This window comes from Flavobacterium flavipigmentatum, from assembly GCF_020911905.1.
Classification (GTDB): Bacteria; Bacteroidota; Bacteroidia; order Flavobacteriales; family Flavobacteriaceae; genus Flavobacterium; species Flavobacterium flavipigmentatum.
In genome coordinates this window covers 305,803-325,279 of the sequence record NZ_CP087133.1, presented here as the reverse complement: position 1 = coordinate 325,279, position 19,477 = coordinate 305,803, and the positions used below count along the sequence as shown (strand labels likewise).

Sequence of the window (19,477 nt, the reverse complement as noted above, 5' to 3'; positions counted from 1 at the left end):
AATATTAAATCTACTAATAAGAGCGGGACTAAAACATTCCGCCACCACCTTTATTAGTGTTGTCATCTCTTTGTTTACGTTGCAAAGTTTTGCTTTTCGCACCTCCAAAATTGTATGTAAGACCCAAATAAACCGTTTGGCTCTCCCAAGTAAATTCTCCGGTTTGCGGATAAGGATACAAACTATCAAAAGCATATCTCATTGTGTTGAAAACATCATTAAAACGTACGCTTAGATTCATTTTGTTGTTTAATAAAGTGTATCTAGCACCAGTGTCAACTTTGTACATCTCTTTTCTGTTATTTTGAATTTCATTAACAGGACCTCTGTAGAATCCGAATAACAAAAAGCTTAAACGTTTGTTGGCTTTAAAATTAGAGTTTAATCTCGCATTAAATGCCGATGTAGTGACGCTTCTCTCAAGAGGGCTGCTAGTTTGAGTTACCGGATCATAAGCAAAAATTACTCCTTCTTGATTGATGCTGGAGAAATCAATTGACGGCTGGATATCCCACCATTTTGTGATTTTATAATTGGCAGAAACCTCAAAACCATACGATGTATTGCTATCATTGTTTGTGAAAGTCATGATTTGTTTCTCGTTTGTAGCGTCATTTTTATCAGGATATAGTACTCTGCTAATCTGATCGTTAATTCTTCTCACAAAAACTCCGGCAGTAAAACTTCCTTTTTCAAGGGTTTTCGTGTAATTCAGCTCAACTGAGTTTGTAAATTGAGGACGTAACTCCTGATTTCCAAAAGAAGTTACCAATGGGGTCGAAAATTCACGAATAGGCTTTGTTTGCTCTAAGCTAGGACGGTCAACACGACGGCTATAACTTAATTGAAACATGTTTTTTTCGTTCAAATTATATGTTAAATAAGCAGACGGATACAAGGTAATATAGTCATCATCAAACTTTGTTTCGCCACGATTTAAGTTGGCCGTAACTTTATAACTCTCAAAACGAGCTCCCACTTGATAGCTAAGTTTTTTAAATTTTTGTCCAAAAGTTACATAGGCAGAATAAATATCAATATCATACGTATAATTTGAAATCTGATCCTCAACTGCAACCGAAGAATTACCTGTGATGTAATTATTCTCAGTTCTTGTTAATCTTGCCTCAGCTCCGGCTTCAAGCGTAGATTTTTCGCTTAACGGATTTACGTAGTCAATGTTTAAAGTACTTAGTTTTTGGTCGTCTTTAATATTATCTGTATAAAAATTATTGCTCACCGAATTGTTGGTCAAGGTGGTGTTGGTGTCAAAAAAAGCATTCTGAGTTTCTTTTGAGTCGTTATAATTTCCTTCAACGTCTAATGTATGTCCTTCTTTGAATATGTGTTTGTAAGCCAAATTGTAAGTTCCGTTAGTACTTGGTCCATCATATTGTGATTTCTGAAAAAGGTTTCGGGTCTGCGAACCATTAAAATAATCAATATTGGTGTCTACATATCCTATACCGGTCGATTTGTTTTGATTGGTGTAGATCGAAATAGTATTGTTGTCATTGATAAAATAATCCATCCCGATTTTATACAAATACGATTCGTTATCATTTAAAATGTCTAATCGTTGTTGGATGTCCTGATCCAATCTTAATATTTCTCCTTTATTGTGATATGTTCCAAAATTTTGACCTGCATTTCCAAAGAAATTTACTTTTCCGGTTTTGTAGTTCAAGTCTAAAGATTGATTGTATTTGGCTGTTTCTCCAAAAGTAATTCCGCCACTATAACTTCCGTTAAAGCCAGAATTAGCATTTTTATGCAACACGACATTAATGATTCCGGACATTCCTTCTGGGTTGTATTTTGCACTTGGATTGGTGATCAACTCAATTTTTTTGATAGATGTTGACGGAATTTGCTTCAACAATTGCGCTGGGTCAATATTGGTCGGTCTTCCATCAATTAAAACACGAACATTTGAATTTCCGCGAAGCGAAAGCTTTCCGTCCTGATCAACATTCACAGAAGGAATATTGTTCATAATATCAGAGGCTGAAGCTCCTGCGGTAGTCAAATCTTTTCCAACAGTAATTACTTTTCGGTCAATTTTTTGTTCGATAGTCGAGCGCTCACTAATGATGTTAACACCTTTTAGTTGTGTCGCTTCTTCTTCCAGCGCTACTTTAAAAATCGCTTCTTTTTTGTTGTCACTCAAAAGTACAGAACCAATGTATTTTCTAAAACCAATGTATTGAATTTCGATGGTATAACTTTTTAAAGCCAAATTTTTAATGATAAAATCACCATTATCGTCTGTATTTACGCCCGATACTACTTTTCCGTTGTCTTTAATCGATACGGTAGCGTAGGAGATTGGAGCGTTGTTTGATTTTTCGGTAATTTTTCCGGAAACTGTTCCTGAGTTCTGAGCTTGCGCTATTCCCATTACACCCAGTAATGCGAACAGAAAGAATTTTAATTTCATAGTTTAATTTGATTATTTTGATTGATTGATGATGCTTATTTTTTTCTTCAAATAAAATCTGAAGTTGCTATTAAGACTCTTTAATTCCCGATATGTTACAGGAAATTTTGAAAAAAAATGTAATTTTTTACAGAACGGCTGTTTTAGAGCAGTTTAAGGTTTTAATTTTTTAATAAAAATCAGCTTGTATTGATGTGATATTTTGAGAAATTCAGATCGATTTGTTTTATTTTATATGTTTTTCGTTTTCTCTAATTGATGAATAAGCAGTATATTTGCTCACTTTAAAAATAAGTTTACATGTCATTATCACAAATTCTTACACCCTCTATACAAAGCGCCATCCAGGCATTATTTGATGTAACTGTTGATAAAATCGAGTTTCAAACGACTAGAAAAGAGTTTGAAGGCGATATTACAATGGTTATTTTTCCTTTATTGAAAGTAATAAAAAGTAATCCTGCCGAATTAGGAAATAAAATCGGAGATTATCTGGTTGAAAATGTTGCCGAAGTTGCCCGTTTTAATGTGGTTTCAGGTTTCTTGAATATCGTAATTGCAGACACTTATTATTTGAATTTCTTTAATGAAATAAAAGACAACAATACGTTTGGATTTGTAACGCCAAACCCAGATGATAAAGCAATAATGGTCGAATATTCTTCGCCAAACACCAACAAACCACTGCATTTAGGTCACGTTCGTAACAATTTGTTAGGATATTCTGTTGCTGAAATTATTAAAGCTTCGGGTAAAAAAGTATACAAAACACAGATCATCAACGATCGTGGAATTCATATCTGCAAGTCGATGTTGGCCTGGGAAAAGTTTGGAAACGGCGAAACACCGGAAAGTTCAAATTTAAAAGGAGATAAATTAGTTGGTAAATATTATGTTGAGTTTGATAAAGCATACAAAGCCGAAATCAGTCAACTAATGGAGACGGGCAAAACAGAGGAAGAAGCAAAAAAACAAGCTCCGATTATTATTCAAGCACAAGAAATGCTTAAAAAATGGGAAGCGGGAGATGAGCATGTAATTACGCTTTGGAAAAAAATGAACCAATGGGTATATGATGGTTTTGCAACGACGTACACTAATTTAGGAGTTAATTTTGATAAATATTACTACGAAAGCAATACCTATTTGTTAGGTAAAGACGTGGTTCAGGTAGGTCTTGATAAAGGTGTTTTTGAGAAAGATCCTGATGGTTCTGTTTGGATAGACCTTACAGACGAAGGTTTAGACCGTAAAATCGTATTGCGTTCAGACGGAACGGCGGTGTATATGACACAAGATATTGGTACTGCAATTCAGCGTGTAAAAGATATGCCGGATGTTGGAGGAATGGTATATACTGTCGGTAACGAACAGGATTATCATTTCAAAGTATTGTTTTTGATTCTAAAAAAATTAGGTTTTGATTGGGCTTCAAGCCTCTATCATTTATCTTACGGAATGGTAGATTTGCCTTCTGGAAAAATGAAAAGCCGTGAAGGAACTGTCGTAGATGCGGATGATTTGATGCAGGATATGACCGATACGGCAAAACAAATTTCTGAAGATTTAGGTAAATTGGATAGTTACTCTGAAGAGGAAAAAGCCAAATTATACAAAACAATTGGTTTGGGTGCCTTAAAATATTATATCTTAAAAGTAGATCCTAAAAAACGTATTTTGTTTAACCCAGAAGAATCTGTTGATTTTGCTGGTAATACGGGACCTTTTATACAATATACGTATGCGAGAATTCAATCCATCATTCGTAAAGCCGATTTTGATTTTTCAGCGAAAGCGGATATTAAAGAACTTCATGAAAAAGAAAAGGAACTGGTAAAACAAATCGAACTTTTTCCGGAAGTCATTCAAAATGCGGCGCATAACCACAGTCCAGCTTTGCTTGCCAATTATACGTATGATTTGGTAAAAGAATACAACTCGTTCTACCAATCGGTACACATATTGGGAGAAGTAGATTTGACCAAAAAAATATTCAGAGTACAGCTTTCTCAAAAAGTAGCCGAAGTAATAAAATCTTCTTTTACACTATTAGGAATTGAAGTTCCGGAGAGAATGTAAAAAAGCAAATTTGTTCTCATATAAAAAAGGCCAGTCGTTCTAAAACTACTGGCCTTTTTACAACTAACACAAACATTTTTATTTTACAAACTTGTCGATAATGGCATCAGTATCGGCTTTTTTAGTGTCTGGTTTTAAATCAAACAAAAGCGAGTAAAGCGCTTTTTTATCTACTTTTGCTTCCAGGTTTAAGTCTTTATGTCTGTCAAAGAGTGTTTGCCATTTGTCACGTACGTTTTTCCAAAGTACCGTATTCTCTTTCCACCAGTTTTGTGCTGCGATACATTTAATATCCGGAACTTTAGTATATACATCCATTCCTTTTTCTTGCGCAAGCAAAACATCTTTTCCGCTATTATCTCTGATCAACTTGTCATTGTCCTGCTCATGGTTCCAGCCCGTAGCAGTAATTTGGTGAATATTTCTTCTCTTCAAAACATTATAATCATTGCGCTTTGTATGTTCTCTTCGCGGAAGCGGAGCATCTGTAGTATTGGTCCAATAATCTTGCCCATCAACATGTACCCATGTCGCAGATCCTTCATATCTCGGGCTATCATCTACTTGATATACTTTTTGTGTCCATTGCCCTTTTACGTCTTTTTTGTCTCGTTTTTGATACTTCCAGGAGGTGTTTTTATCAAAGGCATAAAAGTCGGTATTTTCGAATAACCAATCTTGTCTCCAGTGTTTGATGATCATGTCATCGCTCACAATCAGTAAATGCTGCATTACGATTTTATTTGGAGTGTCTTCTACCAATTCTACCCATTCCAAACCACTTTCATGTTTTGTTGGAGAGGGTTTGTATGTAAGGGTATCTTTAGGATATTGAAAAGTTTCTGCGAAATTAAATTTCACTTCATAACAACCACACATCGACTTAATCGATTTAATATCTTGTTGTTTTTTAGCATCCTGACCAAATCCAATGCTGCATGTCAAGGCCATTACGGCCGAAAAATAGAGACTTTTTGTAATCATAATTCCTTTCTTTTACTTTTAAAAAATTTCAGCAAATATATAAATTTTATTTAGATTGAATAAAAATAATTATATATTTGCCGAGTTATTAAGAATGAATAAAAATAATGAAAATAAAAATCACCCTTTTTACGGCGCTTCTTTTTGGTCAACTTTCTCACTCGCAGGAGAAAGATACTACGGCTGTAAACAAACTTTCTGAAGTTGTTGTGACAGGTCAGTTTAAGCCTCAATCGATAAAAAAGTCTGTGTTTAATGTGAGACTGATAACGAGTAAAGACATTCAGAATCTGGCAGCTACGAATTTAGCAGATGTATTAAATCAGTATTTGAACATTACAGTAAGACCAAGTGGAAACGATGGACGATCAACTGTTTCTATGTTTGGATTGGATGCGCAATATTTTAAAATTTTAGTAGATAATGTACCATTGGTTAATGAGGCCGGTTTAGGAAATAATATCGATTTGTCTCAGATAAATTTAAATGATGTAGAACAAATCGAAATAATAGAAGGCTCAATGGGAGTTACACACGGAGCAAATGCCGTGAGCGGTGTTTTGAACATTATTACAAAAACGTCATCAAAGTACAAATTGAGTATTGCTGCAACGGCTCAGGAAGAAACTGTTGGCGATGAGTATTCTCTTTTTGATAAAGGACGTCATATCCAGAATTTAAAAGTTTCTTATAATATTAATAAAAACTGGTTTGTCTCTATCGGAGCAAACAGAAATGATTTTCAGGGTTTTTTAAGTACTAAAAAAGGAAAAGATTATAGCGAAAATGACGGTTTACGTGGTTATACATGGCTTCCAAAAGAGCAATTAAATACGACAGCTTTAATTTCATACAAAAAAAATGATTTCAGCTTTTTCTACAAATTTGAATTTTTAGATGAAGATGTTGATTTCTATAACAGTACAGTGCAATCTGGTTTTAGTACAACTTTGGGTTCTTACAGATATTCACTTGATAAAAAATACTTAACCAATAGATTTTTTCATCACTTAAATACAACCGGAAAAATATTCTCTCAACTTAACTATAATGTTTCTGTTTCACATCAAAAACAGGCAAGAGATGTTGAAAATTTTAGATATTATCTGGCTACTAAAACGGAGGCAGATAATGTTAAAGTAGAAGATCAATCTATGGAAGTGTTGTATTCTACAGGAACTTTAAGCAATTTCTTTCCGAACAGTAAAGTCGATATGCAAATTGGTTACGAATTTGTAAATAATCTTGGGTTTTCTTTGGTTCAGGAAGCTAATAATGTATTTGTTCCAGTGACTAAACGTCTTGAGAATTATGACTTTTTTGTAGCTTCAGAAATAAAAGTGACAGAGCGCCTTTCAATTAGACCCGGACTTCGTTTTTCTGATCAGTCAAAATTTAAAGATCAATATGCTTCTTCTTTAGGACTACGTTATCTATTCGAGAAAGGAATTGAGCTTCGTGGTTCTGCCGGAAAATCTTTTAGAACACCGACTTTTAATGAATTGTATTCTAAATTAATTTTTGATAGTCACTTTTTTATCGGAAACGAAAATCTTGTTCCTGAAACAAGCAGCTCTTACGAAATCAGCCTTAAAAAATTAACGCTTTATTCGTCAGGATTGCAAATGTCGAACATGCTTACAGGCAGTTTTCTGGATGTAAATGACAGAATCGATATGGCATTGGTTGGTTTTAATGACGCAACCGGATCGCCGGAATACCAATACATCAATATTAGTAAATATCGAATGTGGAATGCTTCAACAATGCATCAATTTAAAAAAGACAATTTGACTTTTAATTTTGGAGCTTCTTTGGTTGGAATATCTCAAAAAATTGACAATCTGACTTTTACTTCAGATGATAAATTTTTGTATTCTTTTAATTTGAATAGCAGTATTTCTTACACTGTTCCGAAATGGAATACTGTTTTCTCCGCCTATTATAAATACAATGGAAAATCGCAGCAATTTATAGAAACTACCAATGCTTTTGTTATTTCAGAAATAGATTCAAGCAATTGGCTTGATGCTTCTGCAAGAAAGACTTTTTTCAATAATAAATTAGAAGCTACTATTGGAGCAAGAAACCTATTTGATATAAAAAATATCAATCAAACAAGAACGAGTGAAACTGCAGGACATGCAACGTCTAGTGAAGTAATGCTTGCCTACGGACGTTCTTATTTTGTAAAATTAACATATAACCTTAATCTTTAATATAAATCAAATACAATGAAAAAATCATTTTTAATCTTATCATTTGCCTTACTAAGTCTTGCGTCTTGTTCTAGTGACGATGAAGCTTCTGTTGAAATTCCTTCTGTTGGAGCTGTTTTACAACCATCAGTTGGAGGGCCAAACCAGCCAAATCAGGTTTATCTTGATTTAAGCAGTGAGGAATCTAAATCTGTAAACAGAACTGCATGGGATTTCGGATTCTCAACTGGAGCTGACTTTAGAGTAGTGATCAACGGATCTCTTAAAATGGCTGTAAAAAAATTAGAAACTACTGATATTACTTTAACTCAGCAAATCGATAATACTGTCAATGTTGGATCTGATACAGCAGCTTCTAAAGGTTACGTTGATAATCCTACAGGAGTTTTAGCAGGTGCTGGAGCAGGAGTTGGAACTGCAATTGCTGAGATTTCTGCTAATGATGCTGACAACAAAGTATATTTAGTAAATCTTGGATTTGGTATTGGTACTACTAAACCGGCTGTTGGTTCAGCTGCTGTTGATGGTGATGCCAGAGGGTGGAAAAAAGTTAGAATCTTAAGAAACGGAACAGGATACAAAATTCAATATGCTGACTTAGCTTCTGCTACATTTACAGAAAAAACAATTTCAAAAGATGCTGATTTTAATTTTACATTTTTTAGTTTAGGTACTGGAAATACCGTTTCTATTGAGCCTCAAAAAGCAAAATGGGACATAAATTTTACAACTTTCACAAATTATACTCCTTATAACGGTCAAGATGTAACTTATGGATATTCTGATTTTATTACTACAAACTCAAAAGGAGGAACTTTAGCTTATCAAGTTGTAGTAACAGATGCAGTAACCTATGCGAACTTTACAAAAGCAAGTGTAGTTGAGGCTAATTTTACAGTTTCGGCAACAGATCAAAGAGTTATTGGTGCTAACTGGAGAATTGGTGGAGGACCAACTACTTTACCAAGTGTAAGGACAGATCGTTTTTATGTAGTGAAAGATGCTTCCGGAAATTACTATAAAGTAAAATTCCTTGCAATGACAAACCAAGCAGGCGAAAGAGGACATGCTGCTTTTGAGTATGCAATTTTATTATAATTGAATGAGTTAGTGACTTTGTTTTTTTTATTTTTTTTTGGAAAAGGGGTTGGATTTATCTGACCTCTTTTTTTATTTCTAAGACATTGCAGTGTTGGTTTTTCCGAATCAAATAAAACAGCTTTAAACTTTAAACCTTTGCGCCTCTGAATCTTTGAAACTTTCTAACTTTGTTCTATATTTGCAACTTCAAAAAAAACAATACTATGTTTGATAATTTAAGTGATAAATTAGATAAAGCGTTCCATATATTAAAAGGACACGGGAAAATTACAGAAGTAAACGTTGCCGATACCTTAAAAGAAGTGCGTCGTGCCTTATTAGATGCCGATGTTAACTTTAAAATTGCTAAAGATTTTACTACCAAAGTAAAAGAAAAAGCAATTGGTCAAGACGTTTTAACGACGCTTCAGCCAGGACAATTGTTGGTGAAGTTAGTAAAAGACGAGCTAACAGAGTTGATGGGAGGCGATGTTGCAGGGATTAATCTTTCTGGAAATCCTTCGGTTATTTTAATGTCTGGATTGCAAGGTTCTGGTAAAACGACTTTCTCAGGAAAACTAGCCAATTTTTTAAAAACAAAGAAAAATAAAAAACCACTTTTGGTAGCGTGTGATATCTACCGTCCTGCGGCGATTAATCAGTTGCATGTAGTGGGAGATCAAATAGGAGTTGAGGTATACTCAGAACCAGAGAATAAAAATCCTGTTGAAATTGCTCAAAACGCAATCAAACACGCCAAAGCAAACGGCTTTAATGTTGTGATTGTTGATACCGCCGGTCGTTTGGCAGTAGACAAAGAAATGATGGACGAGATTGCTCGTGTTCATAAAGCCATTCAGCCACAGGAAACCTTGTTTGTTGTAGATGCAATGACAGGGCAAGATGCTGTAAATACCGCAAAAGCATTCAATGACATCCTTAATTTTGATGGGGTAATCCTAACCAAGTTAGATGGTGATACCCGTGGTGGAGCTGCAATTTCGATTAAATCGGTTGTAAACAAACCAATCAAATTTGTAGGTACAGGCGAGAAGATGGAGGCAATTGATGTTTTCTATCCAGACCGTATGGCCGAGCGTATCTTAGGTATGGGTGATGTTGTGTCGCTTGTAGAGAGAGCGCAGGAGCAGTTTGATGAAGAGGAAGCCAGAAAACTTCAAAAGAAAATCGCTAAAAACGAATTTGGTTTTGATGATTTCCTTACTCAGATTCAACAAGTGAAGAAAATGGGTAATATGAAGGATTTGGTCGGAATGATTCCAGGTGCTTCAAAAGCCATGAAAGATGTAGAAATAGAAGATGACGCTTTTAAACATATAGAGGCCATCATACACTCGATGACACCAGTCGAAAGAAGTAAACCTGCCATAATCGATGTAAAAAGGAAAGCCAGAATTGCCAAAGGTTCGGGAACCAAAATCGAGCAGGTAAACCAGCTGATGAAGCAGTTTGAGCAAATGAGTAAGATGATGAAAATGATGCAGGGCCCGGGCGGAAAAAACCTGATGAAAATGATGGGAGGCATGAAAGGAATGCCAGGCGGAATGCCGAGATAAAAAAAATAAAAAGTTTCAAGTTTCAGGTTTCAAGTTGTTGAGACTGAAATTTGAAACTTTTTTTAATATAACAACATATCAGTTCCATTTTTCAAAACTTGAAACTTGAAACTAAAAATTTTAAACTTGAAACTTTTTTAAAAATGCAACTACTAGACGGTAAAAAAACATCAGAGGACATTAAAAACGAAATTGCAGCCGAAGTTCAATCGATAAAAGATGCGGGAGGCAAAGTGCCTCATTTGGCCGCAGTAATCGTGGGAAACAACGGAGCAAGTTTAACTTACGTAGGAAGTAAAGTAAAATCTTGCCAGCAAATTGGTTTCGATTCAACTTTGATTGCTTTACCCGAAACTATTACTGAAGCTGAGTTGCTTGATAAAATAAAAGAGCTAAACGAAGATGATAACCTGGACGGTTTTATTGTACAGTTGCCGTTACCAAAACATATCGACGAGCAAAAAATTTTAATGGCAATTGATCCTGATAAAGATGTCGATGGTTTTCATCCGACCAACTTCGGTAAAATGGCGCTGGACATGGAAACATTTATTCCAGCTACACCATTCGGAATCATGCAATTATTAGAGCGTTATAACGTAGAAACTGCCGGAAAGCATACTGTTGTTATTGGTAGAAGTCATATTGTAGGTCGCCCAATGAGTATCTTGATGAGCCGTAAAGGAAATCCCGGAGATTCAACTGTTACTTTGACACACAGCAGAACAAAAAACTTAGCCGAATTTACTAAAAATGCAGATATTATTATTACAGCTTTAGGAGTTCCTGAATTTTTAAAAGGAGATATGGTGAAAGACGGAGTTGTAATCGTAGATGTTGGAATTACAAGAGTTGACGATGCATCAAACCCAAAAGGTTATGTTATAAAAGGTGATGTTGATTTTGACGAAGTAAGCAAAAAATCATCATTTATTACTCCAGTTCCTGGTGGAGTAGGGCCAATGACAATTGCCATGTTGCTTAAAAACACGCTTTTAGCACGAAAAATAAGAAGCGCAAGAAAATAATTTCTTAAGGATTTACGACATACAAAGCCTATTCTGCTAGAGTAGGCTTTGTTGTTTTTAATAAATAATTAGTATTTTAAAGTTTCGCGTTTTAAAAATAAAAGATACTTTTGGCAAACTTAAAAAAACACTTCTCCAAATGGACGATTATGATTCGTTAATATTAAATTAAAGTAGCTTTTGAATTTTTTCAAAATGCTATGATAACACCATGATTTTTGAAATGAAAGCCTTTTACACAAACAATAACGGATTTAAAGAAATACCAAAATGGAATTCAAACTGTTGGATTAACGTCGAAGTACCAACAGCAGCAGAAAAAAAATACCTCTTAGAAGAACTTCAGATTCCCGAAGCATTTTACAATGATATAGAAGATGTTGACGAAAGACCTCGTATTGAGATCGAAGACGGCTGGACACTCATTATCATGCGTGTGCCCATAAAAAGCGACGATGTGAAGCTTCCTTTTCAGACCGTCCCGATGGGTTTGATTTTTAGAGAAGATATTTGCGTTACGATCAGCTTTTACAAAACAGAAATTATTGCCGACTTTGTACTGTATTCTCAACGAAAAAATATCGAAATCAGAGATAACCACGATTTGGTGCTCCGATTATTGTTGTCCTCAAGTGTCTGGTATTTAAAATACCTCAAACAAATCAATCAGAAAATAAAGCTCGCAGAAGATAATTTAGAAAAATCAATCAAAAACGAAGAATTACAGGCTTTGTTGCAAATCGAGAAATGTCTCGTGTTTTTTATCACTTCCTTAAAAGGGAATGATGTTTTATTTCATCGAATAAAAAACTTAAAAGCACAAAAAGCCAATTACGACCTCGATTTGCTGGAAGATGTTGAAATCGAATTGAGTCAGGCGCAAGATACCGCAAACATTTACAGCAATATCTTGACCGGAATGATGGATGCCTATGCGTCTGTAATTTCCAACAACATGAATAATATCATGAAACAAATGACCTCCATTTCAATCATCTTAATGATTCCCACCTTAATCGCCAGTTTGTACGGGATGAACGTGCCAAACGGCCTCGAAGAAAGTAAATACGGTATCTGGATTCTGCTTTTTGTTTCAGTTGTGCTATCTGCTTTTGGCGTATTTTTGTTTAAAAGACGAAGATGGTTCTGATACAATTTTAGAAAAAAAATATACAAATTAGTGTAAAAGTCTGTTCATTAGAATAGGCTTTTTTTGTTCTATATATTGGGCGTGCCCGTATTTGCAAAAGGCGCATCCTAACAACCGCATATTGCGCGCCTTTCGCAAATACGGTCGGGCTATCCGCACTGCTTCGGCAGTTAGCTCCTATCCCTCACGCATTTTCTCGGTAATAGCGGCAATGGTTTTGGTGAGATTTTTAAGCGTTAAAGAGTTGTTTTTACAACAGTAAATAAAAAGCTATTTTTTGTTGCTCAATTCAAAATAATACATAACTTTGCAACACAAAGTACTTTAATCATGAATCAAAAGCACCAGGAAGACTTATCACATATTCGCTCAATGATGGAGCGTTCTTCAAGATTTATATCCCTAAGCGGACTCTCAGGAGTTTTTGCAGGATTGTCTGCCTTGATTGGCGGGTTGTATGTGTACCAACTGTTAGAGTCAAACGGGCTCGATTATCTTCATGACGAGCATAGATTGTATTCGGGCAATTTGGTTTCAGAGTTATTTTTGATCGCTTTTATCGTGCTAGTATTTGCATTTGCGTTCGGTATTTTTTTTACCATCAGAAAAAGTAAAAAATACAATTTGCCTATCTGGACAACCGCCACAAAAAAAATGCTTTTCAATTTGGCTATTCCTCTCGTTGTCGGAGGTATTTTTTGTCTGTCACTTTTATACCATCAAATCTATGTGTTGGTGGCTCCTGCTACTTTAATTTTTTATGGTTTGGCATTGATCAATGCAGAAAAATATACATTTTCAGACGTGAAATATTTAGGCTTTAGCGAACTTCTTTTAGGTTGTGTTTCTCTTTTCTATTTAGGATACGGCTTGGTCTTTTGGATATTGGGATTTGGCGTTCTACACATTTTATATGGACTGGTGATGTTCAAAAAATACAAATAACCTCAATGGGAATTATTGATAAATTAAATAAAGATTTTGAAAGTCGCGTCAGATTAGGCATCATGTCTATCCTGATGGTCAATGATTGGATAGATTTTACAGAAATGAAAACGCTTTTGAACATCACAGACGGCAATCTGGCAAGTCATTCCTCAGCTTTAGAGAAATCTGAATACATAGAAGTAAAGAAAGAATTTGTGGGTAAAAAACCCAAAACGTCTTACAGGGTTACCAATAGAGGACGTGCGGCCTTTAACGAACATTTAAATAGTCTTGAAAAATTAATGAAATCCAATAAATAAAAATTTTTATCCAAAAACTTTGAATTACAAAGTACTTTTAAATTAATCAACATGAAAAAACATCATTTTATTTTAGTCAGCAGTTTGATTTTTACACTGCTTTTTTACAATCAGGGATTAGGCGTAAATCTCGCCCTATTCGGAATGGCTCTTACAGCCCTAATTTGCTATTACTTTCAGGAGCAATTTACCAGTCGCACACATTTGGTTTTGGTGCTGACATCGGTTTTGTCGTGTTTTGCGTTTGCCTGGTACGGCGATTTTGTTTCTTTTCTAGCTTTGGCCTTGTCAGTTCTTTTTTTGCAATTTAAAACGCAGGAAAATAAACTTAAAGTGGTACAGGTTTTTCCGCTTATAATAGTAAATGCATTTGCTTCTTTAGGTCGCATCCTCATGTTCAGTCAGTGGCTTCCAGAGCGTAAAATTCACAACAACTTAGCCAAAAAAATCATTGCCTATTTTGTCATTCCTTTAGTATTTTTAGGGCTGTTTCTTATCGTTTACTCTTTCGGAAGTGCGCATTTTTCTTCATTGTTTACTGATTACTATTTAGATATAGACATTTGGCAACTGATCATTATTGCAGGTCTTGGATTTTATATTTCTTTTAATTTCTGGAATTATTGGATACCTGAAATTTGTTACGAAAAAAATGTACTGTTAGATAATGATTTTAGTGACGATGCCAAAATTCAAAATAAGAGCACATTTTCGTTTCTGGATATTGATTTTGAGAGAAAAAGTGGTGAAATTACTTTGTTCTTGCTCAATGCTTTGCTTTTGGTTTTTATAGCGACATATATTTACGAACAGTTTTTTGAAGTCATTCAAACATCAAATTTAAGCGCTGATACACACGAAAGAGTAAATGCTGTTATTTTTTCTATCGTTATGGCTGTCGGAGTCTTGTTGTTCTATTTTAAAGGCGGATTTAATTTTGATGAAAAAGCAAAAAATCTAAAACGTCTCTCAAAAATTTGGATTTTCTTAAACGCAGTTCTGATTACAAGTACTATTTTCAAAAATTCAGAATACATTTCATTTTATGGACTCACTTACAAAAGATTAGGGGTTTATGCTTTCCTTATTTTAGCAATAATTGGGTTGTTTTATGCTTTTCTTAAAATCAGCAAGCAAAAAACCAACGCTTATCTTTTTAATCAAATGCTGTGGTATTTTTACGCGACAATTTTGTTGTGCAGTTTTATCAATTGGGGCAACCTGATTACGAACTATAATATTTCTGTAAATAAAGGAGTTGAGCCAAAATTTTTGAGTAATTTAAATTTTAATGATGATGCACGTCGCGAATATTTTCTGCTTCATTCTCTTGATGGGCAATTTATAGAGTCATATCGAGAGGAGGAAATTGCCAGAAGACAAAAAGATCCTTTGCTGTCAAAATTTTTTTATTACGAATTTGTAAAAGACAAAAAATAATTTTAAAAACCCATTCAGTTTAGAATGGGTTTTTTTAGAATTTCAAGAGTATGTAGGGCTATTTTTATGAAATGTTGAGGTGTAAAATTGTTAATTAATATAGTTATTACAAAGGGTTAAAACTTATTAAGAAAATCTTTATTATATTTGAATTATGAAAATTTAAAATTTTTGTATTTCCAAAACAAATAAGCAAGATTTTGCTTTAAAATTTAAGTAATCAATAATTTAATCCTAATAACAAATACCATGGAAAAAACTACCCAAAAATCGTGTACTGAAATTAATTTACCTCCAGGCAGTGTGATCGTTTCAGGACAAAGTACTCCTCAATTAGGGAGCGTAACATTTCCTCAGACAAAGTCTGTAGATATTTTATCACCTTATGTCGAGGCATACTATAATGCCAAAGATAATTCGCTTACTGCAACCGCTGTTGTTTATGTTGATGAGACGACTATTCAAAATGGAGTATTTTATTATAGTGTATTTCAAAACTCATATATAGATATTGCAGGAGCTCCTCAATTGCAATTTTTTATTGTATACGACATGCCAGAAGAATTATCAGTGAATTTTGGTATTTATGAAATAACTTTTCAGGCAGATCCAACTATTTTTTCTGGTGGACTTTCAAATGTAGAATCAATCCAGACTTTTTTGTGGGATGCTGATCCTATAACCTCAAGAGGTACCGAAACAACCGTTCAACACGGATAATTAATAAATAAAGATTCTTACTTAAATGACGTAAAAGCGACAGGAATAAGTCTTGTACGCTTTTATGTCATTGTCATCTTTTAAATATAAAGCATAATAGTGTAATGATTAAAATTAGATCGTTTACTTATTTAATATTATTTTTTGTTTCCTTACCTCTCTTTTCACAAGAGTCACAACATGTTGTTTCCTTGATAGATACAGAAGTTAAAGCCAAATCCCTACAATTCAAAGAGAGGGTTAATTTTGATAAAGCTCAAACATTTTTCAGAGAAAGTAACTGGGATTCGACTTTAGTTTACTCCATGAAAGAAATGAGTAACTCTAAAAATATTGAACTCATAGATTATTGTCATTATTTTAGGGGAATTAGTTTTCAGGAAAAAAAACTACTCGATGAATCTAAAAAAGAGTTTGGTAAAATTTCACAAAGTTTCCGCTTTCTTTTTAAGGTTAAAATGAAATTAGGTGAAATTGCTTTAGACCAAAAAGAATTTAAAAAAGCATTAAAATATTTTCAACAAGTCGAAAAAGCATCTAAGATTGCTTCTCATGATATGAAAAAAAGTACCGTTTTGCATAATATCGGATTGTGTTATTTGCATCTGCAGGAATTCCATCAATCTGAAAAGTATTTATTCGAAAGTGTGAAATTACAAGAAATTCAAAAAGATACTTTAATGATTATAAGTTCTTATATGGATATTGCTAATTTATATTACACACAATATAAAGATGCACAGGCAATTCCGTATTTTCAAAAAGCATATTTTTTATCAAAAAAGGCCAACTCGTTTAATTTGAAAAAAACGGCAGCTATGAATATGGCCGTTGTAGAAGAAAATAGAAAAAATTTGCCGCTGGCATTGGCTTACAGAAAAGAATACGAAATATGGAAAGATTCTTTAAACGATCAGAATAAAGTTTGGGCCATTGCTGATCTCGAAAAAAAGTTTGCCATAAAACAAAAGCAAAAAGAGGTAGATGTTCTTGCAGCTGAAAATAAAGTAAAAATAGCCGAGAGAAACGGATTTATTCTTTCTTCGGTTTTACTGTTCGTATTGTTTGGTACAGGCGTTTATTTTTATCGTCAGAAGATAAAAAATAGTAAGATCATTTTGGCTCAGAAAAATGAGTTAGACCAACTGAACGCAACTAAGGATAAGTTGTTTTCGATAGTAAGTCATGATTTAAGGTCTTCGGTCAATGCTTTAACGACGAGTAATGGCAAACTGATGGAAAATCTGGAAAATAAAAATTTTACAGAGCTAGATGTTTTGCTTCATAACAACAGCACCATTGCCAATGGCGCTTATAATTTATTGGACAATTTGCTCAATTGGGCTTTGTTACAGACCAAGCAAGCTTATTTTTATCAGGAATCGCTGCATTTGGCTTCTATTGTACAGCATGTAGAGTACAATTATAAACCCTTGATGCTAAACAAAAATCTCCATTATAAAAATAATGTTTCTGCGACAGATTATGTATTTGCAGACATGGATTCTCTCAAAATAATGATTCGAAATCTGCTGGATAATGCCATTAAATTCTCCAAAGAAAACGGAACAATCTCTATTTATACGAGACCTTCATCAGAGGATTTTTGCTTTTTGGTGATAGAGGATACGGGATCTGGAATGAATGATTCAACAAAAGAAGAATTGCTTAAAGACACCGTTTTACTTTCGAAAAAGAAAGATGACGAGGCGATAGGAACTGGCTTAGGAATGCAGTTGTGTAAAAGCCTGATTCGCAAAAATGGTGGAAAATTAGACATCGAAAGCGAAGAAAATGTGGGTACTAAAATAATCATTGCATTACAAAAGTTTAAAAATCATGGATAATATTAACGTACTTATTATCGAGGACACTCCTGTTGAAAGTGATGCGCTTGTAAAAGTCCTTACGGAAAACAATTATAATGTTGTAGGAGTTGCTGCAAACTATAACGATGCACTAAAACTTTTTTATCAAAACACGATTGATATTGTTATTATTGATGTTTTTTTAGATGGAAAACCAGACGGAATTACTTTTGCAGAAACCATCAATATCGTTCCAAATGGATTAAAACCATTTGTTTTTTTAACGAGCTCTAAAGATCGCCAAATTTTTGAAAGAGCAAAATTGACTAAACCTTTCAGCTTTTTGTTGAAGCCATTTAATGAACTCGAAATTCTCTACGCACTAGAGATGGCAGTGGAGAAGTTTTACGGTCAGGCGAATGTTTTTCACAGCGAAGATCAAAATACAGTAGTAAGCAACGATTCCCTTTTTATCAAAAAGAATAAAGTTCTAAAAAAAGTCCAAGTAGAAGATATTGTTTATATCGAGGTCGAAGATCGCTATTGTAACATCATAACCGAAGTTGAAAAATTTGTTATTTTAATATCATTAACCAAAATTATACAGCTTTTGGATGCGACTAAATTTTGTCAGACACATCGCAATTATATCGTAAATATTAGTAAAATCGAAGAGATAATTGTCAATGATAACTTGGTGATACTAAAAGGGAATCATAAAGTAACTTTAAGCGATAAGTATAAAGATTTTGTGAAAAACTTCCGAATTTTGAGATAACCGAATTATAAATCAAAAAAAAGAGCCTTTTTTTAAGGCTCTTTTTTTTTGATTCTAAACAAATTAGTAATCTCCTTTTTTCTTAAATCGAGGATCGCTTTTTGAGATAAATTCGGTTCTTCTTTTTGTTGCTGTTGGAGTTGTTTCCACTTTTGGTAAACTAGCTTCCTGAGTTTTACTCGATGGCTCGATTAATGCATTTAGTTCTTTGATTTCGGCATCTGTTAGATCGCGATAGCGCCCCACGGGAACGTCCAGTGAGATATTGATAATTCGAATACGTTTAAGAGCCGTTACTTCATAGCCTAAATATTCGCACATTCTACGAATCTGTCTGTTCAGTCCTTGAGTCAGAATGATTTTAAAAATGTATTTACTAATTTGTTCTACTTTGCAATCTCGCGTTACAGTGTCCAAAATCGGTACTCCACTTCCCATTCGTTGTATAAAACGATCTGTGATAGGTTTGTTCACGGTTACGGTATATTCTTTTTCATGGTTGTTTCTGGCACGTAAAATCTTGTTTACGATATCACCATCATTGGTCATAAAAATCAATCCTTCGCTCGCTTTGTCTAGTCTTCCAATTGGGAAAATACGTTTTGGGTAATTGATGTAATCGACAATGTTATTTCGAACTTCTAAATTGGTAGTACATTCTATTCCAACAGGTTTATTAAAAGCTAAATAAACTGGTTTTTCGTGTTTCTCAACGATCAATTTTCCGTCAATGCGTACTTCATCACTTTGAGAAACTTTGGTTCCCATTTCTGGCACAACACCATTTATTGTTACGCGTCTTTCTTCAATCAATTTATCGGCTTCACGACGGGAGCAATACCCGGTTTCACCAATAAATTTATTAAGACGTTTTAAATTCTCTTCCATGATGCAAAAGTAGTCAAAATTTAGATTTTAGACTTCAGA

15 protein-coding genes are annotated in these 19,477 nt (G+C 34.1%); 12 read left to right on the top strand and 3 right to left on the bottom strand.

Features of this window, described 5'->3' with window-relative positions; all coding sequences use genetic code 11:
• Window positions 1-28: 28 nt before the first annotated feature.
• Window positions 29-2,440: a TonB-dependent receptor gene (locus LNP22_RS01580; RefSeq protein ID WP_229975006.1), complete on the bottom strand. Its 2,412-nt coding sequence runs from the start codon at window positions 2,438-2,440 to the stop codon at window positions 29-31.
• 300 nt (window positions 2,441-2,740) lie between these two features.
• Here LNP22_RS01580 and argS point away from each other — a divergent pair, with 300 nt between their 5' ends.
• Window positions 2,741-4,519, top strand: coding sequence for an arginine--tRNA ligase (gene argS, locus LNP22_RS01575; protein WP_229975005.1), 1,779 nt, complete (start codon window positions 2,741-2,743; stop codon window positions 4,517-4,519).
• Window positions 4,520-4,597: 78 nt separating this feature from the next.
• Here argS and LNP22_RS01570 read toward each other — a convergent pair whose 3' ends face one another.
• Window positions 4,598-5,503: a DUF6607 family protein gene (locus tag LNP22_RS01570; protein WP_229975004.1), complete on the bottom strand. Its 906-nt coding sequence runs from the start codon at window positions 5,501-5,503 to the stop codon at window positions 4,598-4,600.
• A gap of 107 nt (window positions 5,504-5,610) precedes the next feature.
• On the opposite strand from LNP22_RS01570, the gene LNP22_RS01565 reads away from it, so the two are divergent.
• The 11 genes from LNP22_RS01565 to LNP22_RS01515 all read left to right on the top strand — a co-directional run bounded on the left by LNP22_RS01565 (window position 5,611) and on the right by LNP22_RS01515 (window position 18,550).
• Complete coding sequence (locus LNP22_RS01565; protein ID WP_229975003.1) at window positions 5,611-7,722, top strand: TonB-dependent receptor plug domain-containing protein; 2,112 nt, start codon at window positions 5,611-5,613, stop codon at window positions 7,720-7,722.
• Between the two features lie 15 nt (window positions 7,723-7,737).
• Window positions 7,738-8,820: an HmuY family protein gene (locus LNP22_RS01560; RefSeq protein ID WP_229975002.1), complete on the top strand. Its 1,083-nt coding sequence runs from the start codon at window positions 7,738-7,740 to the stop codon at window positions 8,818-8,820.
• 206 nt (window positions 8,821-9,026) lie between these two features.
• A complete protein-coding gene (gene ffh / locus LNP22_RS01555) occupies window positions 9,027-10,379 on the top strand; it encodes a signal recognition particle protein (protein ID WP_210667367.1) in 1,353 nt (450 codons plus the stop codon).
• Window positions 10,380-10,522: 143 nt separating this feature from the next.
• Window positions 10,523-11,407 (top strand): bifunctional 5,10-methylenetetrahydrofolate dehydrogenase/5,10-methenyltetrahydrofolate cyclohydrolase, encoded by an 885-nt coding sequence (locus LNP22_RS01550; protein WP_229975001.1) that lies wholly within the window; start codon window positions 10,523-10,525, stop codon window positions 11,405-11,407.
• 223 nt (window positions 11,408-11,630) lie between these two features.
• On the top strand, window positions 11,631-12,557 hold the full coding sequence (locus LNP22_RS01545; protein ID WP_229975000.1) for a magnesium transporter CorA family protein: 927 nt from the start codon (window positions 11,631-11,633) through the stop codon (window positions 12,555-12,557).
• Between the two features lie 330 nt (window positions 12,558-12,887).
• The gene (locus tag LNP22_RS01540; protein ID WP_229974999.1) at window positions 12,888-13,502 is read left to right on the top strand and encodes a hypothetical protein; all 615 of its coding nucleotides are present in this window, start codon (window positions 12,888-12,890) and stop codon (window positions 13,500-13,502) included.
• A gap of 5 nt (window positions 13,503-13,507) precedes the next feature.
• Window positions 13,508-13,804 (top strand): winged helix-turn-helix domain-containing protein, encoded by a 297-nt coding sequence (locus tag LNP22_RS01535; RefSeq protein WP_210667363.1) that lies wholly within the window; start codon window positions 13,508-13,510, stop codon window positions 13,802-13,804.
• Between the two features lie 51 nt (window positions 13,805-13,855).
• Window positions 13,856-15,244: a DUF4153 domain-containing protein gene (locus LNP22_RS01530; RefSeq protein WP_229974998.1), complete on the top strand. Its 1,389-nt coding sequence runs from the start codon at window positions 13,856-13,858 to the stop codon at window positions 15,242-15,244.
• A gap of 249 nt (window positions 15,245-15,493) precedes the next feature.
• The gene (locus tag LNP22_RS01525) at window positions 15,494-15,964 is read left to right on the top strand and encodes a hypothetical protein (RefSeq protein WP_229974997.1); all 471 of its coding nucleotides are present in this window, start codon (window positions 15,494-15,496) and stop codon (window positions 15,962-15,964) included.
• A 191-nt stretch (window positions 15,965-16,155) separates the two neighbouring features.
• Complete coding sequence (locus LNP22_RS01520; protein ID WP_229974996.1) at window positions 16,156-17,811, top strand: tetratricopeptide repeat-containing sensor histidine kinase; 1,656 nt, start codon at window positions 16,156-16,158, stop codon at window positions 17,809-17,811.
• Window positions 17,804-18,550 (top strand): LytR/AlgR family response regulator transcription factor, encoded by a 747-nt coding sequence (locus tag LNP22_RS01515; protein ID WP_229974995.1) that lies wholly within the window; start codon window positions 17,804-17,806, stop codon window positions 18,548-18,550. Before LNP22_RS01520 ends, LNP22_RS01515 begins: the two co-directional genes overlap by 8 nt.
• A 63-nt stretch (window positions 18,551-18,613) precedes the next feature.
• Here LNP22_RS01515 and rluF read toward each other — a convergent pair whose 3' ends face one another.
• Complete coding sequence (gene rluF, locus LNP22_RS01510; protein WP_229974994.1) at window positions 18,614-19,438, bottom strand: 23S rRNA pseudouridine(2604) synthase RluF; 825 nt, start codon at window positions 19,436-19,438, stop codon at window positions 18,614-18,616.
• Window positions 19,439-19,477 lie beyond the last annotated feature (39 nt).